The 21,023-nt window shown below is 69.1% G+C and carries 22 protein-coding genes; 9 read left to right on the top strand and 13 right to left on the bottom strand.

Going from position 1 to position 21,023, the window contains the following annotated elements; translation table 11 throughout:
- Nucleotides 1-15: 15 nt before the first annotated feature.
- Nucleotides 16-2,127 carry a KAP family P-loop NTPase fold protein gene (locus MRBLMG1_RS08320; protein WP_367822262.1) on the bottom strand — a complete coding sequence of 704 codons (2,112 nt, stop codon included), beginning with the start codon at nucleotides 2,125-2,127 and terminating at the stop codon, nucleotides 16-18.
- 145 nt (nucleotides 2,128-2,272) lie between these two features.
- Nucleotides 2,273-2,539: a hypothetical protein gene (locus MRBLMG1_RS08325; protein ID WP_125746764.1), complete on the bottom strand. Its 267-nt coding sequence runs from the start codon at nucleotides 2,537-2,539 to the stop codon at nucleotides 2,273-2,275.
- A 107-nt stretch (nucleotides 2,540-2,646) separates the two neighbouring features.
- Between MRBLMG1_RS08325 and MRBLMG1_RS08330 the strand changes: the two genes are divergently transcribed.
- Nucleotides 2,647-3,597 carry a hypothetical protein gene (locus MRBLMG1_RS08330; protein ID WP_367822264.1) on the top strand — a complete coding sequence of 317 codons (951 nt, stop codon included), beginning with the start codon at nucleotides 2,647-2,649 and terminating at the stop codon, nucleotides 3,595-3,597.
- Nucleotides 3,598-3,802: 205 nt separating this feature from the next.
- On the opposite strand, the gene MRBLMG1_RS08335 is transcribed toward MRBLMG1_RS08330, so the two are convergent.
- The gene (locus tag MRBLMG1_RS08335; RefSeq protein WP_367822266.1) at nucleotides 3,803-4,240 is read right to left on the bottom strand and encodes a hypothetical protein; all 438 of its coding nucleotides are present in this window, start codon (nucleotides 4,238-4,240) and stop codon (nucleotides 3,803-3,805) included.
- Nucleotides 4,241-4,843: 603 nt separating this feature from the next.
- Nucleotides 4,844-5,284 (bottom strand): pyridoxamine 5'-phosphate oxidase family protein, encoded by a 441-nt coding sequence (locus MRBLMG1_RS08340; protein WP_367822268.1) that lies wholly within the window; start codon nucleotides 5,282-5,284, stop codon nucleotides 4,844-4,846.
- 427 nt (nucleotides 5,285-5,711) lie between these two features.
- Here MRBLMG1_RS08340 and MRBLMG1_RS08345 point away from each other — a divergent pair, with 427 nt between their 5' ends.
- Nucleotides 5,712-7,094, top strand: a complete 1,383-nt coding sequence (locus tag MRBLMG1_RS08345; protein ID WP_367822269.1) for a serine hydrolase domain-containing protein — start codon at nucleotides 5,712-5,714, stop codon at nucleotides 7,092-7,094.
- A gap of 75 nt (nucleotides 7,095-7,169) precedes the next feature.
- On the opposite strand, the gene MRBLMG1_RS08350 is transcribed toward MRBLMG1_RS08345, so the two are convergent.
- The 3 genes from MRBLMG1_RS08350 to MRBLMG1_RS08360 form a co-directional block, all read right to left on the bottom strand.
- Nucleotides 7,170-7,622, bottom strand: coding sequence for a GNAT family N-acetyltransferase (locus MRBLMG1_RS08350; RefSeq protein ID WP_367822271.1), 453 nt, complete (start codon nucleotides 7,620-7,622; stop codon nucleotides 7,170-7,172).
- A 38-nt stretch (nucleotides 7,623-7,660) separates the two neighbouring features.
- Nucleotides 7,661-8,119: a MarR family winged helix-turn-helix transcriptional regulator gene (locus MRBLMG1_RS08355; protein ID WP_367822273.1), complete on the bottom strand. Its 459-nt coding sequence runs from the start codon at nucleotides 8,117-8,119 to the stop codon at nucleotides 7,661-7,663.
- A gap of 192 nt (nucleotides 8,120-8,311) precedes the next feature.
- Nucleotides 8,312-9,175, bottom strand: coding sequence for a GNAT family N-acetyltransferase (locus MRBLMG1_RS08360; RefSeq protein WP_367822275.1), 864 nt, complete (start codon nucleotides 9,173-9,175; stop codon nucleotides 8,312-8,314).
- Nucleotides 9,176-9,277: 102 nt separating this feature from the next.
- Between MRBLMG1_RS08360 and MRBLMG1_RS08365 the strand changes: the two genes are divergently transcribed.
- Together MRBLMG1_RS08365 and MRBLMG1_RS08370 are read left to right on the top strand one after the other, a co-directional pair.
- Nucleotides 9,278-9,931, top strand: a complete 654-nt coding sequence (locus tag MRBLMG1_RS08365; protein ID WP_367822277.1) for an HAD family hydrolase — start codon at nucleotides 9,278-9,280, stop codon at nucleotides 9,929-9,931.
- A 64-nt stretch (nucleotides 9,932-9,995) separates the two neighbouring features.
- The gene (locus MRBLMG1_RS08370; protein WP_414721511.1) at nucleotides 9,996-11,273 is read left to right on the top strand and encodes a globin domain-containing protein; all 1,278 of its coding nucleotides are present in this window, start codon (nucleotides 9,996-9,998) and stop codon (nucleotides 11,271-11,273) included.
- 90 nt (nucleotides 11,274-11,363) lie between these two features.
- Here the strand turns inward: MRBLMG1_RS08370 and MRBLMG1_RS08375 are convergent, their stop codons facing one another.
- The 5 genes from MRBLMG1_RS08375 to MRBLMG1_RS08395 all read right to left on the bottom strand — a co-directional run bounded on the left by MRBLMG1_RS08375 (nucleotide 11,364) and on the right by MRBLMG1_RS08395 (nucleotide 15,034).
- Nucleotides 11,364-11,843 (bottom strand): NUDIX domain-containing protein, encoded by a 480-nt coding sequence (locus tag MRBLMG1_RS08375; protein ID WP_367822398.1) that lies wholly within the window; start codon nucleotides 11,841-11,843, stop codon nucleotides 11,364-11,366.
- 50 nt (nucleotides 11,844-11,893) lie between these two features.
- Nucleotides 11,894-12,790, bottom strand: a complete 897-nt coding sequence (locus tag MRBLMG1_RS08380) for a LysR family transcriptional regulator (RefSeq protein ID WP_367822281.1) — start codon at nucleotides 12,788-12,790, stop codon at nucleotides 11,894-11,896.
- Nucleotides 12,791-13,019: 229 nt separating this feature from the next.
- Complete coding sequence (locus tag MRBLMG1_RS08385; protein WP_367822283.1) at nucleotides 13,020-14,159, bottom strand: cystathionine gamma-lyase; 1,140 nt, start codon at nucleotides 14,157-14,159, stop codon at nucleotides 13,020-13,022.
- Complete coding sequence (locus MRBLMG1_RS08390) at nucleotides 14,156-14,647, bottom strand: low molecular weight protein-tyrosine-phosphatase (protein WP_367822400.1); 492 nt, start codon at nucleotides 14,645-14,647, stop codon at nucleotides 14,156-14,158. The genes MRBLMG1_RS08385 and MRBLMG1_RS08390 overlap by 4 nt, the downstream gene beginning before the upstream one ends.
- A 9-nt stretch (nucleotides 14,648-14,656) precedes the next feature.
- Nucleotides 14,657-15,034: a phage holin family protein gene (locus tag MRBLMG1_RS08395; RefSeq protein ID WP_367822285.1), complete on the bottom strand. Its 378-nt coding sequence runs from the start codon at nucleotides 15,032-15,034 to the stop codon at nucleotides 14,657-14,659.
- 50 nt (nucleotides 15,035-15,084) lie between these two features.
- Between MRBLMG1_RS08395 and MRBLMG1_RS08400 the strand changes: the two genes are divergently transcribed.
- The 4 genes from MRBLMG1_RS08400 to MRBLMG1_RS08415 all read left to right on the top strand — a co-directional run bounded on the left by MRBLMG1_RS08400 (nucleotide 15,085) and on the right by MRBLMG1_RS08415 (nucleotide 17,418).
- The gene (locus MRBLMG1_RS08400) at nucleotides 15,085-15,402 is read left to right on the top strand and encodes a cupin domain-containing protein (protein ID WP_367822286.1); all 318 of its coding nucleotides are present in this window, start codon (nucleotides 15,085-15,087) and stop codon (nucleotides 15,400-15,402) included.
- 210 nt (nucleotides 15,403-15,612) lie between these two features.
- The gene (locus tag MRBLMG1_RS08405; RefSeq protein ID WP_367822288.1) at nucleotides 15,613-15,831 is read left to right on the top strand and encodes a DUF5326 family protein; all 219 of its coding nucleotides are present in this window, start codon (nucleotides 15,613-15,615) and stop codon (nucleotides 15,829-15,831) included.
- A 237-nt stretch (nucleotides 15,832-16,068) separates the two neighbouring features.
- Nucleotides 16,069-16,839 carry an IclR family transcriptional regulator gene (locus tag MRBLMG1_RS08410; protein WP_200146643.1) on the top strand — a complete coding sequence of 257 codons (771 nt, stop codon included), beginning with the start codon at nucleotides 16,069-16,071 and terminating at the stop codon, nucleotides 16,837-16,839.
- A gap of 138 nt (nucleotides 16,840-16,977) precedes the next feature.
- The gene (locus MRBLMG1_RS08415; protein WP_367822402.1) at nucleotides 16,978-17,418 is read left to right on the top strand and encodes an SsgA family sporulation/cell division regulator; all 441 of its coding nucleotides are present in this window, start codon (nucleotides 16,978-16,980) and stop codon (nucleotides 17,416-17,418) included.
- A 119-nt stretch (nucleotides 17,419-17,537) separates the two neighbouring features.
- Here the strand turns inward: MRBLMG1_RS08415 and MRBLMG1_RS08420 are convergent, their stop codons facing one another.
- The gene (locus MRBLMG1_RS08420) at nucleotides 17,538-19,016 is read right to left on the bottom strand and encodes a YibE/F family protein (RefSeq protein WP_414721512.1); all 1,479 of its coding nucleotides are present in this window, start codon (nucleotides 19,014-19,016) and stop codon (nucleotides 17,538-17,540) included.
- Nucleotides 19,017-19,215: 199 nt separating this feature from the next.
- Between MRBLMG1_RS08420 and thiC the strand changes: the two genes are divergently transcribed.
- Nucleotides 19,216-21,000: a phosphomethylpyrimidine synthase ThiC gene (gene thiC, locus MRBLMG1_RS08425; protein WP_367822292.1), complete on the top strand. Its 1,785-nt coding sequence runs from the start codon at nucleotides 19,216-19,218 to the stop codon at nucleotides 20,998-21,000.
- Nucleotides 21,001-21,023: the final 23 nt, after the last annotated feature.

Here is a 21,023-nt window from a genome sequence, read left to right on the forward strand (position 1 = left end):
CGGCATGACGCATAGTCAGAACTCGGGGCGCCATCCTGCCGAGTACTTCTCATAGAGTGCCAGAGCAGTCGTCAGTTCCTCGGTTGACTCGATCGCTCCCTCGTCCAGGGAACGGCGAAGGGATACGACGGCTTCAGCTAGCCCTGCTTCCCCACCGAAGACGCTCACTAGCGAGTCCCACACCAGCCGTGCCTCCGTTCTCACCGCCACGCTGCCCATAGTCTGGCTGTGTGCTGACGTCACCGCGCTCTCCAACAGGCGCGCCACAACCTCGGTGTTGGCGAGCCACTCCGCGGCTGAAGGGCTGTCTGCGTCGACCGTCGCCACGACTACCGTCCGCAGCAGCATCCTTTCGCGCGCAAGATCCTCAGGACTGGCTGCGCAGAGCTGGGCGAAGAGTTCCTGCCTCAGGGAACGCTCGGTTCCTTCTGAGACCAGCCTCTGCTCGTTCGAGTGGCCTCCGATGAGGTCGAGCAAGAAGACCTTTCCATAGAGGTGCGTGGTGCTGTGGAAGAGGCTGGTGACGGCGCGGTCGGCAGGTTCTCCATCAAGTGTGCGGAGAAGGGTAATCACCGGGCCTAGGACAGCCCACTCGCCTCTTGGGGAGAACATCCCGGTTGGGCCCAACTGGATGCGGGGCAGTTGACGCATCAGTGCCGTAGCTGAGGGCAGCACCTGATCCACGGACACCTCCCGAAGATGGGGGACAAGACGCTTGAGGACGTCGTCCAGCAGAGGGTCCGGCACCTGTTCCAATGCTTCGGTGAGCGCTGTCTCATTGCCGATCGTGCCCACGGCGTTGTCGACAAACCAGACAGGCGCCCGTCCTGCGGGAAGTTGCCGGTGAAGGTAGATACCCAGCACGTTGCCACAAGCCACGCGTCGGTCCCGCTCCCAGGTCGAGATCCAATCCGAACCGTAAGCAGGGCCGCCGAAGAGCCGGTTGGCAGCGGGGAACAGCAGTTGGATGACCGACTTGGCATGGCCGCCCAAAAGGTGGATGAACTCGTCCGCGAAGGCTTTCTCGCGCGGTGTCTGTTCCGCGTTGCGCTGTCCGATCGAGGAGGTTCCCGTGAGCAAGTCCGCAGCGGTTGGCAGGAGGTCGTACGCTGCGGGGTAGCGGACACGAAGCGCCTCGAGCGCAAGGACGTCCACGAGGCTCACTTCTGCGTGGCGGCTGCGGACCGCCAAGGGGACCGAGGCCAAGTACCGCTTCACATCTCGGATGGTGGAGAACATCGGGAGAATGAGCTGCACGAAGATGTCCGGCCAGCGTTTTTCGTCGAGTGGTCCGCCATCGATACCGTCGAGCGACTCGGCCAGCCCGTAGGAGATAACCGGCGAGAGGGCCTGAGTGGGGAGGGGTGGTACCTCCATCGAGATCTTCACGATCTTCTCGAGGTAAGCAGATCCTTGGACAGCTCCATCCGTCAGCGCAGACTCCACGACACTACGGTCGAAGCACAGGACGTAGACGACGTTCGGGAACGAGCCAGTTAGACGCACCAGTCTGAAGAGGTCTCGAATCTCTTGTTGCGACAAGCGGTCAATGTCATCGACGAAGACGACGATCCGACCTGGCAGGTTCGCGAGAAGCTCAGTGATCTCAGCCCGCTGCTGGTGAACGCTCGTCTGATCGTCACCCAAGAGCTTGGAAGTTCCTTCGGTGAGGGCGCTTGCGACTTCCAGAACGGCGCCAGCGCCAGGGATGAACTTCAGCGGTGACAGGGCGGATGAGTATTTGCCCAGACGCTCGGCGACAGCACGGCTTGCGGTTTTGAGCTTGTCCTTCCGCGTCCGGCCGTCCCGCAGCTGTCCGGCCAGTTCGTCGAAGAAGAACTGCATGAGCTGGTCGGTGCCAGAGAAGAACCACGGGTTGAACTTCACGACCTGTACGTCGTCGGCCGACTCCAGCGCGCTAGCCGTGAGGTTCAGCAACGAGGTCTTGCCGGACCCCCACCTTCCCGTAAGCGCGAAAACGGCGCCGTACCTCGCGGCTGTGTTGCGGATCTCTGCAGCGAAGGCGTCCGCGAGATCGGCCCGCTGCAACAAGTCTTCGCCGGCCTCCTCAATAGGGTCGTCCCCGTTGAGGAGGCTGCTGACGTTGATCGGAGCGCCGTCGTCCATGCGTAACCCACCCTTAGTCACCGTGGAGAACGAGCGTACTGCCGTGCTCTGACTGTAGGGGCGGCATGCGGACAGTGGTGGGAAGTACCTTGGCACTGCCCATCCACAACCAGCGTAGAGGGCACACCGGTTGCGCGAAGGGAAGTTACCTCCTGGAGATGGCGAGGAAGGCGGCGATCGCACCTGCGATCGTGACGACGAGGGTCACGCCGGCGATCGCGACTGTGAGCGGGGTCGCGAGCGAGGGATGCGCGATCGTCACGTAGAGCAGGCCAGCTCCGATAATGAGGACGACGAGGACGAAGAGCAGGATCAGGAGAGGGAGCAGGGCCGCAGCAGCCGGGCCTGCGGGAGCCGGGTAGGACTGCTGGGGTTGGGCGGAAGGCGTCTGAGCGGAGCTGCTGTTGGTCATGGCACGAGCATCGTGGCGATCGTAGGGAGATCCTGCCCGACAAAATCGGGGGTGTTCTCCGGACGACCGTGACGGTGCCGAACGTGGGCTTGCGAGATAGTGGCCGTATGGCATTCGGGATGGGGTTCGGTCAGATCGAGATGGACCTCACCGAGACCGGCGTCACCCTGCGGAATCTCTATGGGTGGCCGGGCTGGGTGATAGAGGTCGACATCGACTGGCCGACCTGGAGCACGCGCACCGTCCGGGACGTCCCGCCCCCTCGAACCCGGAGCAACGCCCGGCGACCGACCGACGACCCCGAACTGGTCCGGCGCATAAGAAAGGCAGCTGAGGCAGCTAAGGAACTCCCCCGCAGCTCGATTTGGGTGGTCTCCCTGGCCCTTCCCACACCGCACAAGAAGAAGGCGGACGGTGTGCAGTTGCGGGCCGCCACCATCGGCACGATGTACAACTACGCGCTTAAGCTCGGCCTCTCCCCGAAGCGCGCCATCTCGGAGGTCTATGACCTCCCTCTGGTGGAAGCCGAGGGTGAGCGCGCGCAGCCCTCCCGCAAGTACGAGCGCTGGATCGAGCAGGCGCGTAAGACGATCAACCCAGAAACCGGCAGGCCGTACCTCCAGCCTTACAACAGTGAGCTCCACGCCCCGAGGCTGTGGCCGATCGGCTGCGGACACCCACTGGAGCCGCGCCGCGCAAGGCCAGCGATGCCCGAGCCCGTCCGAGAGGGACGGTACGCCGGCCACGTCCTGACTTTGAGGGTGTCGAGAACGGCGCCGCCGGACTGGGCAGCCCAAGAAGCCCGGGAACGAGGATCCCGGATGATCGGCCCGGACCTGGTCATCGAGGGGACCTGGTCCAACGGCGAGGAATTGCCGCCGCTTCCCGTGCTGCGGTGCGTCAGCCCAAGGGAGACCCCCCGCCGAGTGCAGAGCCTGGTCAAGGAGCTGGAAGGACGCTATCCCGGGGCGAAAGTCACGGCTACGGTCAGCGCCCAGGCGATGGGACAGCCCCCGGATCGGACTGCTCACGGCGTCGGACCAGGCCCCCAGTCGTAACCGGGAAGTCTTTGCGGACGGGCGTGCTCGACTACGCCGGAGGACCAACCGGATGGACGGATCCGAGGCAAAGGTGTCGGGTCGCCGGCACGTCCTCGGGACCGAACTGTCTCTTCACTTCCCGACGGCGCCAAGGCCGACCGGCCGGTGCGGTCCAGACCGTGTCGCAAACGGCGGCGCTGCTTAACTGCCGGGGCGAAAAAGGTCACAGAGCGTCCAGGTGGTTTCGGGCGGTGGAGATCAGCCGGGCCCGGGCTGCTTTGAACGGTTCCCAATCCTTTGCCGCACGTGCGCTACGCAGGCCGACCAATACCGCGTGGGCCTGGGCTCCTACCTCGGGGGCGTTGGTCAACTCGATCAGCGTCAGGGCGCGGCGGGACGCCAAGTGCGCTTCGTCCTGTGCCCGGGTGTGCGCGTAGCCAGTGTGGTCGGCGCGGCCGGCCTCAGCCTCCCAGGCCAGTGTCATTTCTCTGTCGGCGGCAGCGAGGAACTCGACGATGGTGTCGCGCTGGGTGGCATAGTGCGTGGCGGCGCGTGCGGCCTCAGTGGTGAGTTGGGCGGTCTTAAGCCCAGCGGATCTTCCGATCAGGCCGCCGCTGACAGCGGCGATCGCAGCTATCACTGCGGTGATGATGGTCTCCATGACCCGACGGTAGCGGCCGCGCTCTCGCTGCTCCCCGGCTTTGCATTGGGACGCCTGGGCCTGTCCGGAGAGGATGTGGATCCGGGGCGCCAGGGCATTCACTGGGCGCCGAGCAGGCCTCGTGACCGTTGCCTGCTGCTGATCGGTCGCGTGAACGCCTGGCTCGACGGGCGCCCTCTCTCTGGAACGGGTCGCAGCCGCTGGCATGGCATGGCGCCCACCGTGAGAAGCGGCTGGTGACGCAGTTCTTGCCCGTACCCCAGTTCGGCGGGTTGCGCCGCCGCAGCCGCTCGCCGTCACCTGCGATTTCCGACACAGAGTTGAGACGCCGAGCGTCCGACAAGGCGTGAGACAGCGGGCAAACCCTCAGGCCATAGGACCGGCGTCCGACACAGGCCGCGAGACCCTACAGCACTGTAGGGTCGCAATTTTCGTGGCCCGGTCTCAGCTGCGACGGCACGCCGATGGCACTTATGCCGCAGTTGTGAGGCTCCCTGCCGCACTGAAGGGTGTCGGGATCTCGCTCGCTGCGCAGCGAGCGATGTTGCTCGCCCCATATGTGAGGTTTGATCGCATTTTCCTGCTTCGGCGAGGCGCGGTTCCTCAGTCCTGGGCGGGGACGTCCAGGGCGGTCCCGTACAGGCGCGAGACCCGGAGCAGGATGGTCACGCGCCGGTCAGGCAGCGGCTGCTCGCCAGGGGCCGCCTCGTCGGCCGGGTCCGCGATCTCCGCCTCTCCCTCCGCCACGGCGAACGACCAGATGTCCGGGCCGCTGACATGCAGTGAGGCGTGCGGGTCGCGGCGCAACTGGCGGACCTTGAGGCGGTCGGCGGTGGAGGAGACCCGCAGGACGCGCTCCTCGGCGTTCCAGTCGTAGAGGACGGTCGACAGGTGCGGGTGGCCGGTGCTCCTGACGCTCGCGAGTACGCCGAACTGCTGTCGGCTCAACAGTTGGGAGAGCTCCTGGTCGGTGAGCACTCGGGGGGCCGGGCCGTCGTTCTGGGTGGTGCCGGTGGTGGTCTCAGTGGCGGTGCGCTCGCTCATGTCGGTCAGCCTTTCGGTGGTCGGGGTGGGGCGGGAGGGCGGGTCGGGCGGCTGCGGCATGGATGGCGAGCCGGCTCGTCGGCGGTGGGCGAGGCGTGCGACGGCGCGGAGTCGAATGCGGCAAACGTGTGGTCTCCCCCGCCGGTTGTCGCAACAAGGGGGACCGTAGCAGATGGTTTTGTTGCAGACTATCTGGTTCGGCCTCACCCAAGGGTAGGAGTCGCCGTCGTCGACCAGTCGGTTCAGGGCTCACCGGTCGGCCAAGGCCGCGAGGAAATGCCACGTCCGTGAGACTGAGCGGCTGTGCCATCGATCTGAGACGGCGGAAGAACCGCTGGTCGGCGAGCGCGGCCTGTGCCTCGCGCGGCGAGGCCCTACAGCACCCTCCCCGGGAAGCTTCGTATGTGACGGGGTGTTGGATGTTTCCGTGACGACATCTTTCGAAGCTTTGTTGCCCGGTACCGAGCGTGCTCTGCTGCACCGCGTCGCGGTGGCCCAGGCCGAGGGGCGGGCGCCGGCCCTCGTGGGGGCGGTGGTCCGCGAGGGGGCGATGGTCTGGAGCGGTGCCCGCAGTTGCGTGGACGGACACGCGCCGGACGCCGACACGCAGTTCAGGATCGGCTCGATCACCAAGGTGTTCACCGCCGTCCTGGTGCTGCGACTTCGCGACGAAGGGCTCCTCGGACTCGACGATCCGCTGGAGCGGCACCTGAAGGGAACGGGTGTGGGCGAGGTGACGATCGCTCAACTCCTCGGGCACAGCGGCGGCCTCGCGGCCGAGACGCCCGGCGCGTGGTGGGAGCGGTCGTCCGCCGAGCTGCGCCCGGAGCTCTCCGACGTGCTGGGGGAGGAGCCCTTCGTCCGGGCTCCGGGGCGCCGTCACCACTACTCCAACCCCGGTTACACCCTGCTCGGTTCGCTGGTCGAGGCCGTGCGAGGCGTGCCCTGGGAAGAGGCGTTGCGGCGCGAGATCCTGGAGCCGCTGGGGATGGAACGGACGACGGTGGACCCCGCTGCCCCGCACGCGGGCGGCTGGGCGGTGCACCCCTGGGCCGACGTGATGTTGCCCGAGCCGTCCGAGCACTTGGGGATCATGGCGCCGGCCGGTCAGCTCTGGTCGACCGCCGCGGACCTCGCCCGGTTCGCCGCATTCCTCGCGGCGGGCGGCGAGCGGGTGCTCGATGCGGCCTCTGTGGCGGAGATGCGGGCTCCCGCGGCCGCGACCGGAGAGGGCGACTGGGAGGGGAGCTACGGCCTCGGGCTCCAGCTGGTCAGCAGGGACGGCCGGACCCTGATCGGCCACAGCGGATCGCTCCCGGGCTTCGTCGCCTGTCTCTGGGTGAGCGTCGAGGACGGGCTGGCGGGGGTCGCTCTCGCCAACGCGACCTCGGGGGTGGCGATCGGCGCCGTCGCCGCCGATCTGATCCGGATCGTGGCGGACGCCGAACCGAGGTTCCCGCAGCCATGGCGCCCCCTGCCGGAGGCCGAGGTCGACGAGGAGCTCCTGTCCCTCACGGGGCCCTGGTACTGGGGGACGTACTCCTACGGGCTCCGGCTCGGTCCCGAGCGGACCGTGGTGCTCGAACCGCTGCGAGGTGCCGGTCGGCGGGCCTGCTTCCGGGCGCTGCCCGAGGGCGGCTGGGTCGGGCTGAACGGCTACTACGAGGGGGAGACGCTCCGGGCGGTGCGGCGCGCCGACGGCAGTGTGAGCCATCTCGACCTCGCGTCGTTCGTCTTCACGCGGGAGCCGTACGCGCCGGCGGACGCCGTGCCGGGTGGTGTCGACGAGGCGGGTTGGCGCGGCCTCTGAGTCCCTACCTGGGGTGTTTCACGTGAAACAGCGTGCCGGGGCCGTTTTCCGGCACGCTGTTCGTGCGTGCCGGCCTCAGAGGCTCTTCTTGAAGCCCACGTGGGAGGCCTCGAAGCCGAGCCGCTCGTAGAAGCGGTGGGCGTCGGTGCGGGTGACATCGGAGGTCAGCTGCACCAGCCGGCAGTCCTGCCGGCCGGACTCCTCGACGGCCCACTCGATGAGCTGCGTGCCGAGGCCGCTGCCGCGTTCGTCGGCATGGATGCGGACGCCCTCGATGATCGAGCGGGTCGTGCCCCGGCGGGAGAGCCCCGGGATCACCGTGAGCTGGAGCGTTCCGACGACCTTCTCGCCACGGACGGCCACGACGACGTGCTGGTGAGGGTCGTTCGCCAGGCGTTCGAAGGCCGTGAGGTACGGGGTGAGGTCGTCGGGGGACTCCCGCTGCGCGCCCAGCGGGTCGTCGGCGAGCATGGCGACGATGGCCGGGAGGTCGTCTGCGGTGGCGGGGCGTATGTCAAGATCGCTCATGCCCGGCAGCGTACGCCCGGTCGTCGGGCTTCCCCGGCTCAGGCGGGAACGCTCACGCCCTCGACGACCTGGACCAGCGGGGCGAGCTCCGGGTTCTTCGCCGCCTCGTCGAGGGCCTCGCGGAGTGCGCTGTCGTTGGTCGGGCGGGCTTCCTCGAGGAGCTTCTGGCCGGCCTCGGTGACATCGGTGTAGATGCCGCGCCGGTCGGTGGCGCAGAGGTACCGGGTGAGCAGGCCGCGATCCTCGAGCCGGGTGACGAGCCGGGTGGTGGCGCTCTGGCTGAGCACGACGGCGTCGGCCACCTGCTTCATCTGGAGGTGGCCGCCCGGGCCGCTGTGCTGACGGCTGAGGACGTCGAGGAGCGAGTACTCCCGCACGCTCAGACCGTGCCCCGACTCCAGTGCGCGCTCGATGTGGGACTCGATCCGGCCGTGCAGCAAGGAGAGGGCGCACCAGCGCTGGGAGAGCGCGGTGAGTGCGGGGTCCGTGGCGGTCATGGTCTCTCCTCGGTCTCTCCTGGGCGGCGGAGCGGCTCTCGACCAGGGTAGACGATCTGACGCAATAATGCGCGTGTGCAAGTAAATCTACCGGGTCTGGTCGCCGGCGCCCGGCCTGGCGGGGCCCTTGGCCCGCCAGTGTCCTGGCCCGACAGCACCCTGGCCCGCAGGGCGAGACCCGGGCCCGCCGGGCTATCCGGCCGCGACCGTCAGGGGTGCGAAGCGGCGTCGCCAGTCGCCGGGGAGGTCGGGCAGTGACCTGACCATCACAGCGTTGGAGGCGACGGAGTCGATGCCGTTCTCCTTCACCCAGCGCAGCAGGGGCGTATGGCGCACGTCGATGTCCGTCCGCAGGGGCCGGTCCGTGGCCGCGGCCAGCGAGGCGATGAGGGCCTGCGCCGTACCCGTGTCCCGGGCGACCAGGGGGCCGACGACATGGGTGTCCATGTTGGGCCAGGCCGCCGCGAAGCCCGTGATCTCGCCGTCCTCCTCGGCGACCCGGAGGTGGTCCGCGAACGCGGGGAGCCTGGTGAGGACGTGGGTGCGGTCCAGGCCGAAGACCTCGCGGTCCAGTCGCAGGATCGCCTGGAGGTCCTCCGCCGTCGCCGGACGGACCGGAACGGCGGGAGCGGGCGTCGTGAACGTGAAGCGCCCGCACACCATCTCCGCCCGGCTCGTCTCCGTGAAGCCGAGCTCCTCGTACAGGGGCTGTCCGTTCGGTGTGGCGTGCAGGGTGAGCGCGGTGTCGCCGGCCTCCGCCAGGACGTGTCGCATGAGCCGGCGTCCCACGCCCTGGCGTGCGTACCGCTCGGCGACGAGCACCATCCCGATCGCCGCAAGCCCGGGATCGTAGGACGTGACCACGCAGCAGGCGAGCAGTCCCTTGCCCGAGGGGTCGTCGATGCCGTACCCGGTGCCGGCGGTGAGCAGGAATCCCCACTTGTGCTCCTCACGCGGCCATCCCCGGTTCTCGGAGAGGTCGGCGCAGGCGAGGAGGTCGTCCGAGGTGAGGTGCCGGACGGGGAGCTGTGCGAGGGGCGTGGGGGAGGTCGGCATACCTTTCAGGCTGTCCGAAGCGGCGATCTTCCGTCCACTGCTTTACCGGATCCGGCCGATATCCCGAGGGGGCGTTGCTTCCGTCCCGTGGCACATCGGACGATGTTTCACGTGAAACCCTCCCCACGGCGACTGCACCTCTTCGACCTCGACGGCACTCTGATCCGCGGGTCGGCCGCAGCGGTCGAGATCTCCCGGCAGCTGGACCTCGTCGAGGAGATCGATGCCCTGGAGCGGGGTTTCCTGGAGGGCCTCACGCCGGACGAGTTCGCCGTGCGGGCACGGGACCTGTGGGCCGAGCTCACCCTGGAGCAGGTCGCCGCGGCATTCGAAGGGGCTCCGTGGCTGGCGGGGATCCGTGAGGTCTGGGCGGACATCCGGGGTCGGGGCGACCGCTGTGCCGTCATCTCGCTCTCGCCCGACTTCTTCGTCCAGCGCTTGCTGGAGTGGGGGGTCGATACGGTGCACGGTTCGGCCTGGCCGTCCGTCCCGTTCCGTGAACCCATCCACCGGCCGGGCATCCTCAACGCCGCGGCCAAGGTCCGGATCGCGCAAGAGCTCTGCGCGGGGTACGGCGTGGACCCGGTCGACTGCGTCGCGTACGGAGACTCGATGTCCGACGCCGGGCTGTTCGCGCTCGTGCCGGACACCGTGGCAGTGAACGCGGACCACCATCTCGCCGGGCTGTCCCGCCACACCTACACCGGTGGAGACCTGCGCGAGGCCTACGCCCTGGTCCGAAACAGCGCAGCTTAGCCAGAAACCCGGCTCTATGGCCCGAGAACTCCGCTTTCCGTCCGACGCGGCGAACCGAGGGGCCATGCTGCGAGCACGGAAGCCGGCCAGCGCGAGGGCGAGGCACATGATGGATGCTCCGACCACCACGACGGCCGCAGAGCACGCGGACCGAATCGAGCCCGGGGTGGCGCACGAGACCGCGGCGGAACCGGAGACGGAGGGCAACGAACCCCGGATACCGGGGGGAGCCTCCGCCGACGCCCTGCTCGTCCGCCGCACGCTGGCGGAGATCGCACCCATCGCCGACAAGGTGACCTCGTACTTCTACGCCCTGCTGTTCGTCCGGAACCCCGAGCTGCGCGAGATGTTCCCCGCGGCCATGGACACCCAGCGGGACCGGCTCCTGAAGGCGCTCCTGACCGCGGCCGAGCACATGGACGACGCACCGGTGCTCACCGCGTACCTCCAGAACCTCGGTCGGGGACACCGCAAGTACGGGACCCGTGCGGACCACTACCCGGCCGTCGGCGAGGCGCTCATCGGTGCGCTGCTGCGATACGCGGCGGAGAGCTGGGACGAGGAGACCGAGGCGGCCTGGGTCCGTACGTACACGACGATCTCCCAGATCATGATCGACGCGGCGGCGGACAACGAGCAGGCCGCACCGGCCTGGTGGTACGCCGAGGTGGTCTCCCACGATCTGCGTACCCCGGACGTCGCCGTCGTGACGCTCCGGCCCGACCAGCCGTACCCGTTCCTCGCCGGGCAGTACACCACGCTCGAGACGCCCTGGTGGCCCAGGACCTGGCGGCACTACTCCTTCGCCTCGGCCCCGCGGCCCGACGGACTGCTGTCCCTCCATGTGAAGGCGGTCCCGGCCGGCTGGGTGTCCAACGCGCTGGTCCACCGGGCCCGCCCCGGGGACGTGCTGCGCCTCGGCCCGCCGGCGGGCTCGATGACGGTCGACCACGCCACGGACACCGCTCTGCTCTGTCTCGGTGGCGGCACCGGGATAGCGCCGATCAAGGCCTTGGTCGAGGACGTGGCCGAGCACGGGGACCGGCGTCCGGTCGATGTCTTCTACGGGGCTCGCCACGACCACGACCTCTACGACATCGACACGATGCTGCGGCTCCAGAAGACCTTCCCCTGGCTCTCCGTCCACCCGGTCACCGAGGAACAGGGGCGGCTTCCGGAGGCCGTCTGCCGCTACGGCCCCTGGACCGAACGCGACGCCTATCTCTCGGGCCCGCTGGGCATGGTCCGGCAGGGCGTGGACGTGCTGCGCGGGGCGGGGGTCCCGTCGGAGCGCATCCGGCACGACTTCCTGGCCGAGCTGGCCCCGGCGTCCTCAGGCTGACGCATGGAAGGACGCGGGGGCGTCCTGGGCAGAGGCGCGGTCCTCAGGCTGACGCACGGAGGGGCGCGGGCACGTCGGGGCCGAGGCGCCTCACCCCAGGTCGGGAGCGTGCATCGCGCGGACGCCCTCGATGTTTCCGTCGAGGTAGTGGCGCAGGGAGAGGGGGACGAGGTGGACGGCGGCGATGCCGACCCGGCTGAAGGGCACCCGGACGATCTCGTACTCGCCGACGGGTTCGTCCATCTCGGGGCCGTGCCGCAGCGAGGGGTCCATGGAACCGAGCCGGCACACGAAGAAGTGCTGGACCTTCACCCCCGAGACCCCGCCGTCGACGATGTGCTCGACGGTGTCGACGAAGCAGGGCACCACATCGGTGATCTTGGCGCCGAGCTCCTCGTGCACCTCACGGTGCAGGGCCTCGACGACGGTGGCGTCGGAGGGCTCCACGCCGCCGCCGGGCGTGAGCCAGTAGGGATCCATCCCCGGCTTGGTGCGCTTGATGAGGATGAGGTCGTCCCCATCGAGCAGGATGGCGCGGGCGGTGCGCTTGATCACGGGCCGTTCGGTCATGGGCCGTTCGTTCATGGGAAGAAAATGGCCCGTCCGAGGTGTCCTGAAACTCACCAGCCCGCCGCGGCGCGGAGCAGTTCCTCGTGAGCCCGCGCGACGGGAGACAGCGCGAGCGTGCCCGTGCGCGCGACCAGGAAGTAGGTCCGCAGCGGAGGGACCGGGGGATCGAGCAGCGCCACGAGCCGCCCGTCCGCCAGATCCTCCTCGCACAGATAGCGCGGCAGGACGGCCAGGCCGGCACCGGAGGCGGCGGAATCCCGGACGGCCCGCAGGTCGGGGGCGATCACGGTCGCGGCGGCCGCCGGTTTGGTGTCGAAGACCGCGGCCCAGTAGCGGGAGACGAACGGCAGCGACTCGTGCACCTCGACCACCGGAAGCTGCTCCAGGACCACCGAGCCCTTGCCGAGCAGCACCTCGGGGGAGAGCCGGGCCGCCCAGCGCTCCGCCGCGACCAGGACGTGTTCCTCGTCGCAGAGCGGGGTGGAGACGAACAGGCCGCCACGAGGACGGGCGGTGGTGACGGCCAGGTCATGGTGGCCCGCGGCGAGCCCGTCGAGGATCTCCTCGGTGTTCCCGAGGAACGAGGCCCGCACGGCGAGCCCCTCCCCGACCAGCGGCGTGAGGGCGGGAAGCACGCGCAGCGCGGTGAACTCCGGAGGCCCGGAGATGTGAAGGGTGCGGGCGCCGCCCTGCTCGTCGACGCCGGCCTCGGCGATCTCGACCAGGGCGTCCAGGTGGGGTGCGGCGCGATGGGCCAGTTCGTCGCCGACCGTGGTCGGGGTGACGCCCCGCGCCTGTCTCAGGAAGAGCGGTCGGCCCAGCTGCCGTTCCAGTGTCCGGATCTGGCTGGTGACGGCCGGCTGGGAGAGCCCGAGGAGCGCCGCGGCGCGGGTGAACGAGCCGGCCCGGTGCACGGCGACGAACGTGCGCAGCAGGGACAGATCCATGCCCGCCCCCTCCCGGCCGTGCGGCCGTGCGACTCACGCGGTCGGCTGACTGCGCCTCAGGACTGTCCAACTATAAATAAGTCGATAGGTCGCTGTCGCTACCGTGATTGGACACTGACGCACAGTCAACTAGCCTTGTTCAGGCGGTCTCCGCGCGTGGAACCGAGGCGTTCCGAGCCACGAGGGGGGAGGCTCGGAGCGTCTCGTTCCGCAGGTCGTCGGGCTGCTCTCAGCCGGCGGCGCCGGCCTCGTCGAGGGCCCGCAGGACATCGGCGATCAGGTCCTCCGGATCCTCGGCACCCACCGAGAAGCGGATGAAGCCCTCCGCGACCGCGTCGCCGCCCCAGCGTCCGCGCCGCTCCGCCGTGGAGCGCACACCGCCGAAGCTGGTGGCGTCGTCCACGAGCCGCAGCTCCTCAAGGAACCGCTCGGCCCGCTTCCGGTCCGCCAGTTCGAACGAGATCACCGGGCCGAAGCGCCGCATCTGCCGGGCGGCCACCGCGTGCGACGGGTCGTCGGGCAGCCCCGGGTAGCGGAGCCCGGTGACGTCCGCGCGCCGGGCGAGCTCCTGCGCGAGCGCCAGCGCGGTGGAGCACTGCCGGTCGATCCGCAGCTGGAGCGTGGCGAGCGAACGGTGGGCGAGCCAGGCCTCCATGGGGCCGGGAATGGCGCCGACGATCTTGCGCCAGCGCCGTACCTCGGCGGCCCGCTGGGGATCGCGGCAGCTCACATGACCGAGCAGGATGTCGCCGTGGCCGGTCATGCCCTTGGTGTCGCTGGCGACGGAGAAGTCCGCACCCAGTTCGAGGGGCCTCTGGCCGAGCGGAGTGGCGAGGGTGTTGTCGACCGCCACGAGCGCCCCGACGGCGTGCGCCTCGCGCACCAGGCGCCGGATGTCGCAGACGTCGAGCCCGGGGTTGGAGGGCGTCTCGATCCACAGCAGCCGGGCCCCTTCGAGGACGGCCAGCTGGCCGTCGCCTCCGGTCGGGGCGGTCCGGACCTCGACGCCGTACGCCCTCAGCTGCTCGTGCAGCAGCGGCAGGGCCTGGTAGCCGTCGGTCGGCACCACCACCACGTCGCCGGCCTTCAGCTGGGAGAAGAGCACGGCCGAGATCGCCGCCATGCCGGAGGCGAAGACGAGCGTCTCGACGCCCTCCTCCCCCGGCGCCTCCAACCCGCCGATCGCCCGCTCCAGATGGGTCCAGGTGGGGTTCTCGTCGCGGCCGTACGCGTACCCGCCGGTGGGCTCGCCCGGCAGGTGGAAGTGGGCGGCGAAGACCGGGCCCGGCAGGGTCGGTTCGTACTTCACGGGCTCGGGCAGCCCGGCCCGTACCGCGCGCGTGCCGTCGCCGTATGTCGTGTCGGTCATGCTGTCCGGTCCTCCAGTTCCGCGCGGACGGCGGCGAGCAGGCCCTCGCTCGCCGCCTCCACCATCTCCAGGCACTCCTCGAAGCCCTCACGTCCCCCGTAGTAGGGGTCGGGGACGTCGATTCCGTCCCCGGCGGCCGGGTCGTAGGAGCGCAGCAGTCGTATCCGGGCCGCTTCTTCGGGCGTGCGGGCCAGTGAGCGGAGCTCCCGCAGGTGGCCTTCGTCGAGCGCGATCACCAGGTCGAGGGCGGAGAACCAGGAGGCCCGGAACCGCCGTGCGGTGTGCGCGGAGGTGTAGCCGTTCTCCTCGAGCACGGTGACCGTGCGCGGGTCGGCGCCGTCGCCCTCGTGCCAGCCTCCGGTTCCCGCGCTGTCGACCACCACCGTCCCGCCGAGGCCGGCCTCTTCCACGTGGCGGCGGAAGACGTGCTCGGCCATCGGCGAACGGCAGATGTTGCCGGTGCAGACGAAGCAGACGCGGTAGGTCACGGTCCCCACTCAGTCACCGTCGGGGAGCAGGACGTTCAGCGCCCACGAGACGACGGAGATGATCAGGCCGCCCAGGACGGCGGTCCAGAAGCCCTCCACGTGGAAGCTGAGGTCGAACTGCTCGGCCAGCCAGGACGTGAGGAGCAGCATCAGGGCGTTGACCACGAGGGTGATCAGGCCGAGGGTCAGGATGAAAAGGGGAAGCGTCAGCAGCTTGACGATCGGCTTGACCAGGAAGTTCACGAGCCCGAACACCAGGGCGACGAGAATGAGGGTCAGGGCCTTCTTGCCGGTGCTGTCGCCGGTCAGGGTGATGTCCTGGAGCAGCCAGATGGCGACTCCGAGGGCGCCCGCGTTCGCGAGCGTCTTGACTACGAAATTCTTCATGTGTCTGATCGTGGCAGAGAAGATCGGGCCGAGGCAGGGGCGGACAGGCGATGAAGGCATTCCGACTGGAAGAACTGGAAGCGGAGCGTGCCGCGAACGACGGTGCGTACCTCCAGTTCCTGCGCGAGCGGAACATGTCGGTGGGTCTGTACGCGCTGGATGCCGGGGCGCTCGACCCGCAGCAGCCGCACCGCCAGGACGAGGTGTACTTCGTGGTGAGCGGCCGTGCGTCGATCACCGTCGGGGAGGAGACGACCCAGGTGGCGCGCGGCAGCGTGGTCTACGTGCCGGCGGGGGTGGAGCACAAGTTCCACCACATCAGCGAGGACCTGCGGGTGATGGTGGTCTTCGCCCCGGCGGAGAGCTGACGTCGGGGAACGCCTCCCGGAGCGGTCGGTGCTGCCTCAGCACGCGCGGGACCGTGCGGGCGGCTGAGGGTCGTGGGGCCGAAGCCCCTAGGGGTCGGATCAGGGGAGAGCGGGGGCCGCGGGGCCCCCGTGGTGCTTTCCCGGCGCCTAGCCTTGAGGACGTTCGGCGCGGAGTGCGCGGAACGGATCTTCGAGAGCGAGGTAGGGACGATGGCCGTACAGGAGATTCTCGCGGGGATGCCCTGGTGGGTGAAGTGGGTCGCGATACCCGCGCTGGCCCTGCTCGTCTTCGGCGGGCTGATCACGAGCGTCCTGGCCTTCGTGGTCGGACTGCTCTTCAAGGTGCTGCTCTTCGTCGCCCTGGTCGCCGGACTGATCTACGTCGTACGGAAGTTCAGCTCGTCCGGCAGGTCGCGTGAGGACTGGTAGCACAAGCTACTGATCAGTATGAGGCCGATGGTGGGGATTAGCCCGCGCGGGGGAACGCGCTGGTCGAATCAGGGCATGGGCCCAAGGGCTGCCACTAGAGTGGAATCTCTCCGCCGTGTTGGGGACTACGGGCGTAGATCCCCGTACTGACCAGCGGTTTCCCTGGCCCGGCGGGCGCGCGGGGGCGGCCCCCGCGGGCGGGTGCACTGCATCCGTCGTCACGCCTGGGGGTGACCTTTGGCCACGGCTACGCAGACGGCTGCGCCTACCCTGATCGGCTCGGTGCAGCGAGCGCTGAGACTCCTGGAGGCCGTCGCCTCCCACGCGGACGGCGCTCCGGCCAAACAGCTCGCCCGTGAGACGGGCCTCCCGCTGCCCACCACGTACCACCTGCTCCGCACCCTGACGCACGAAGGCTATCTACGCCGCGAGAAGGGTGTGTTCGTCCTTGGCGACGCCGCCGTCCGTCTGGCCGGCGGCGGAGATGTGCAGAATCGTCGCATCAAGATCGAAGACTCCCTTGCCCGATGGCGGGACGAGATCGGTGTGCCCGTCTACTTCGCCCTCTACCGCGAGGGCGAGATCGAGCTCGTCGCCGTCGCCGACACTCCTTCCGCCCCCGCCGTGGAGGAATGGGCCGACTTCCGCGAGACCGCGCACGCCCATGCCATCGGGCAGTGTCTGCTGAGTCAACTCGATCTGAAATCTCGTCAAGACCACCTTGACCGCCACCCGGTGGAAGCCATCACTCCGTACACGGTGCGTAACCGGAGTCTGCTTTTGGAACGTTTGGGTGGTTTGGGGCGAATGGAGCCCCTGGTGGAGCGTCAGGAATATGCGCTCGGCACGGTCTGTGCCGCCATCCCCATTACGGCGGGCTCCGCGGCGGGCGCGATGGCCATTTCACTCCCCCTCCACCAGGAAGAACGGTTGCTCCCAGCAGTCGAGCGGCTACGCACGGAGATCGGAAGGCTCTTCAGCTCGCTCGCTTTCTCTATCAGTATCTGAAAAATCACTCCTTGTGATCTGCTATCGCTTACAGCACGATTGCGTCAAGAGGGCCATGGGGGATCATTCCTGGCCGTTTCGGTCACAGCTTTCAGCAGCTGTGTTTACACAACTGCTTCATCTACTGCGGGGTACATGATGCGAGAGTCGGTTCAGGCCGAGGTCCTGATGAGCTTCCTCGTCTCCGAGGAGCTCTCCTTCAAGATCCCGGTAGAGCTGCGATACGAGGCCAGGGATCCCTACGCGGTGCGAATGACCTTCCACCTCCCCGGAGACGCGCCGGTGACGTGGGCGTTCGGCAGGGAACTGCTGCTCGACGGGATCAACCGGCCGAGCGGCGACGGCGACGTGCACATCGCGCCGACCGAGCCCGAGGGTCTCTCGGACGTCTCCATCCGGCTCCAGGTCGGCGGCGACCGCGCCCTGTTCCGGGCCAGCGCACCGCCGCTGGTGGCGTTCCTCGACCGCACGGACAAGCTCGTGCCGCTCGGCCAGGAACGCACGCTCGGCGACTTCGAGGACAACCTGGAGGCCGCGCTCGGCCGCATCCTGGCCGAGGAGAACGCCGGACCCGCCTAGAGTCTGCCGTCAAACTCCCGTCTGGCCGGCGGCACCCCGGAACGCACGGGGCGTCGTGCCGATCACGCCGGGCTCGCGGGGCCTGGCACGCGCACTCCAGGCCCCGGCAGGTCCCGCCCTCACTTGGCGCGACGGCGTCGTCCGCCCCGTCCCGCCGTGGACTTCCGGCCACCGGCGACCGGAAGGCCTTCGGCGTCCGTGCGGTCGGCCGAGACCACGAGAGCCGCCAGGGCCGTGGTGAGCGGCACGGCGGCGACCAGACCGATCGACCCGACCAGCGTCCGGACGATCTCCTCGGCGACCAGCTCGCTGTTGGCCACCGTCCCCATGCTGCTCTGCGCGATGGAGAAGAGCAGCAGCAGCGGGAGGGCGGCACCCGCGTAGGCCAGTACCAGGGTGTTCACGACCGAGGCGATGTGGTCGCGACCGATCCGGATGCCTGCCCGGTACAGCGCGCGCGGCCCCATGCCCGGATCGGCCTGGCGGAGCTCCCAGACGGCCGAGGTCTGGGTCACCGTCACGTCGTCGAGCACGCCGAGCGAACCGATGATGACCCCCGCGAGCAGCAGGCCGGACATGTCGATCTCCGGGTACAGGCCGTGGATCAGGCCGGTGCTGTCGTCGGTGTTGCCGCTCAGCGACGCCCAGCCGATGAAGAGCGATCCGAGCAGACCGATCAGCAGCAGTGAGATCAGCGTGCCGAGCACCGCGACCGAGGTGCGGGCCGATAGCCCATGGCACATGTAGAGCGCGATCAGCATGATCGCGCTCGACCCGACCACCGCCACGACCAGCGGGTTCGATCCCTCCAGGATCGCCGGCAGGATGAAGAACGTCAGTACCAGGAAGCTCATGACGAGCGCGATGAGCGCCATCACGCCCTTCATCCGGCCGACGACCACGACCGCGAGCGCGAAGATGCCGGCGAGCAGCGCCAGCGGCAGCTTCCGGTTCACGTCCGTCACCGAGTACTGCAGGTCGCGCGGGGCGTCGGGGGCGTACGCCACCACCACGCCCTGCCCCTCGTGCAGTTGGCGCGGGGCGTCGGGCTGCACGATCTCGGTGAACGTGCGCCCCTTCTCCGGGCCGCTGGTGACCTCGATCGTCGCCTTCCCGCACTCCCCCTGCTGGGCGGCGAGCGCCTCGCGCCCCTCGGGGGTGGAGGTGTCACCGGTCGGCGGGACCTGGGCGGCGTTCACGCTCTTGCAGTCGACCTGCTCGACGGAGACGACCTTGCCCTGCTCGGTCTGCCGGTCGAACCCGACGCCGGTGCGCTCGTGCGCCGGGGTGCCGCCGGGCCACAGGACCACGAGCCCGACGACGACGGCGGTGGCGAAGGGGATCAGGACGGCGGCGATGACCTTGCGCAGATGCCGCGAGACGGGGGCGGCGGGGCCGTGGCTGTGGCTGTGGCCGTGGGAGTGCCCGGGGCCGTGACCTGCTTCGTTTCCGTGGGAGCGGCCGTGTCCGTGAGCCGGGCCGTGCCGGTGCCCGTGGCCGTGCCCGTCCCCGTGGGGAGGGCCGGGATCGTGCCCCGTGCCGTGGCCGGAAGAGTGGGCCGGGTCGTGGGAATCGGGGGTCTGCTGGGGGGAGGTCACCGGCCGATCATCGCAAGAACGGCGGAGGCCCACTGTTCAGCACGCCAGGGATGACGCTAGCGTGGTGGCACCTTTGCACACGCGGGAGCTCGGAGCACCGGGCTGAGAGGGCGCTGATCACCGTACCCACGTACGGGAAGAGGCTGCGCCGACCGCCGAACCTGTTACCGGGTAATGCCGGCGTAGGGAGATCGGTCTCATGACCATTCAGGATGCACGCACGCCTGCCTCCGAGCAGAACCGGCCCGAAGGGCAGGAGCGCACGCCGGGCTGGCACAAGGGGTACCTCCAGGGTTCGCGCCCCGACCTCCGGGTGCCGGTCCGTCAGGTGCACCTCACCAACGGCAAGGACGTGACGCTGTACGACACGTCCGGCCCGTACACCGACCCCACCATCGACACCGACGTCCGTCGCGGCCTCGCGCCGCTGCGCGAGAACTGGATCATCGCGCGCGGCGACACCGAGGAGTACGCGGGCCGCCCGGCCCGTCCCGAGGACGACGGCATCAAGCACACCTCGCCGCGCGGTGGCGGGCTGAAGAACCTGGACGCCGTCTTCCCCGGCCGGCCGCGCCTGCCGCGCCGGGGCCGCGACGGCCAGGCGGTGACGCAGCTGGCGTACGCCCGCCGGGGGGAGATCACCCCGGAGATGGAGTACGTCGCGATCCGCGAGAACGTCTCCCCCGAGGTCGTGCGGGAGGAGATCGCCGCGGGTCGGGCCGTGCTCCCGGCGAACGTGAACCACCCGGAGATCGAGCCGATGATCATCGGCAAGCGGTTCCTGGTGAAGGTCAACGCCAACATCGGCAACTCCGCCGTCACCTCCTCCATCGAGGAGGAGGTGGAGAAGATGACCTGGGCGACCAAGTGGGGCGCCGACACGGTCATGGACCTCTCCACGGGCCGCAACATCCACACCACCCGCGAGTGGGTGCTGCGCAACTCCCCCGTCCCGATCGGCACCGTGCCGCTCTACCAGGCCCTGGAGAAGGTCGACGGCAGGGCCGAGGAGCTGACCTGGGAGATCTACAAGGACACGGTCATCGAGCAGGCCGAGCAGGGCGTCGACTACATGACCGTGCACGCCGGCGTGCTCCTGCCGTACGTGCCCCTCACCGCGCGCCGCAAGACCGGCATCGTCTCGCGCGGCGGCTCGATCATGGCCGCCTGGTGTCTCGCGCACCACAAGGAGAACTTCCTCTACACGAACTTCGAGGAGCTCTGCGAGATCCTCGCGGCGTACGACGTCACCTACTCGCTCGGCGACGGCCTGCGCCCCGGCTCGATCGCGGACGCCAACGACGAGGCGCAGTTCGCCGAGCTGCGCACGCTCGGCGAGCTGAACACGATCGCCAAGCGGCACAACGTGCAGACGATGATCGAGGGCCCCGGGCACGTCCCGATGCACAAGATCAAGGAGAACATCGACCTCCAGCAGGAGATCTGCGAGGAGGCGCCGTTCTACACGCTCGGCCCGCTCACCACGGACGTCGCGCCCGCGTACGACCACATCACCTCGGGCATCGGTGCGGCCATGATCGCCTGGTGGGGCACGGCGATGCTCTGCTACGTCACGCCCAAGGAGCACCTGGGCCTGCCGAACAAGGACGACGTGAAGACGGGCGTCATCACGTACAAGATCTCGGCCCACGCGGCGGACCTCGCCAAGGGGCACCCGGGCGCGCAGGAATGGGACGACGCGCTCTCGGACGCGCGGTTCGAGTTCCGCTGGGAGGACCAGTTCAACCTGGCGCTCGACCCGGTCACCGCGCGCGAGTTCCACGACGAGACGCTGCCGGCGGAGCCCGCGAAGACCGCGCACTTCTGCTCGATGTGCGGTCCGAAGTTCTGCTCGATGAAGATCTCCCAGGACATCCGGCGTGAGCACGGCGGCACGCAGCAGGAGATCGAGGCGGGCATGGCGGAGAAGTCCGCGGAGTTCGCGGCGAGCGGCAACCGCGTCTACCTGCCGCTGGCGGACTGAGGCACCGGCACGCGGACCGGCCC

It is taken from the genome of Streptomyces sp. LMG1-1-1.1 (genome assembly GCF_040815545.1).
Taxonomy (GTDB): Bacteria; Actinomycetota; Actinomycetes; order Streptomycetales; family Streptomycetaceae; genus Streptomyces.

Excerpts from the sequence above, each read along its gene's own strand:
- MRBLMG1_RS08320 (WP_367822262.1), bottom strand. The coding sequence starts at position 2,127 with ATGGACGACGGCGCTCCGATCAACGTCAGCAGCCTCCTCAACGGGGAC.
- MRBLMG1_RS08325 (WP_125746764.1), bottom strand. The coding sequence starts at position 2,539 with ATGACCAACAGCAGCTCCGCTCAGACGCCTTCCGCCCAACCCCAGCAG.
- MRBLMG1_RS08330 (WP_367822264.1), top strand. The coding sequence starts at position 2,647 with ATGGCATTCGGGATGGGGTTCGGTCAGATCGAGATGGACCTCACCGAG.
- MRBLMG1_RS08335 (WP_367822266.1), bottom strand. The coding sequence starts at position 4,240 with ATGGAGACCATCATCACCGCAGTGATAGCTGCGATCGCCGCTGTCAGC.
- MRBLMG1_RS08340 (WP_367822268.1), bottom strand. The coding sequence starts at position 5,284 with ATGAGCGAGCGCACCGCCACTGAGACCACCACCGGCACCACCCAGAAC.
- MRBLMG1_RS08350 (WP_367822271.1), bottom strand. The coding sequence starts at position 7,622 with ATGAGCGATCTTGACATACGCCCCGCCACCGCAGACGACCTCCCGGCC.
- MRBLMG1_RS08355 (WP_367822273.1), bottom strand. The coding sequence starts at position 8,119 with ATGACCGCCACGGACCCCGCACTCACCGCGCTCTCCCAGCGCTGGTGC.
- MRBLMG1_RS08360 (WP_367822275.1), bottom strand. The coding sequence starts at position 9,175 with ATGCCGACCTCCCCCACGCCCCTCGCACAGCTCCCCGTCCGGCACCTC.
- MRBLMG1_RS08365 (WP_367822277.1), top strand. The coding sequence starts at position 9,278 with ATGTTTCACGTGAAACCCTCCCCACGGCGACTGCACCTCTTCGACCTC.
- MRBLMG1_RS08370 (WP_414721511.1), top strand. The coding sequence starts at position 9,996 with ATGCTGCGAGCACGGAAGCCGGCCAGCGCGAGGGCGAGGCACATGATG.
- MRBLMG1_RS08375 (WP_367822398.1), bottom strand. The coding sequence starts at position 11,843 with ATGACCGAACGGCCCGTGATCAAGCGCACCGCCCGCGCCATCCTGCTC.
- MRBLMG1_RS08380 (WP_367822281.1), bottom strand. The coding sequence starts at position 12,790 with ATGGATCTGTCCCTGCTGCGCACGTTCGTCGCCGTGCACCGGGCCGGC.
- MRBLMG1_RS08385 (WP_367822283.1), bottom strand. The coding sequence starts at position 14,159 with ATGACCGACACGACATACGGCGACGGCACGCGCGCGGTACGGGCCGGG.
- MRBLMG1_RS08395 (WP_367822285.1), bottom strand. The coding sequence starts at position 15,034 with ATGAAGAATTTCGTAGTCAAGACGCTCGCGAACGCGGGCGCCCTCGGA.
- MRBLMG1_RS08400 (WP_367822286.1), top strand. The coding sequence starts at position 15,085 with ATGAAGGCATTCCGACTGGAAGAACTGGAAGCGGAGCGTGCCGCGAAC.
- MRBLMG1_RS08405 (WP_367822288.1), top strand. The coding sequence starts at position 15,613 with ATGGCCGTACAGGAGATTCTCGCGGGGATGCCCTGGTGGGTGAAGTGG.
- MRBLMG1_RS08415 (WP_367822402.1), top strand. The coding sequence starts at position 16,978 with ATGCGAGAGTCGGTTCAGGCCGAGGTCCTGATGAGCTTCCTCGTCTCC.
- thiC (WP_367822292.1), top strand. The coding sequence starts at position 19,216 with ATGACCATTCAGGATGCACGCACGCCTGCCTCCGAGCAGAACCGGCCC.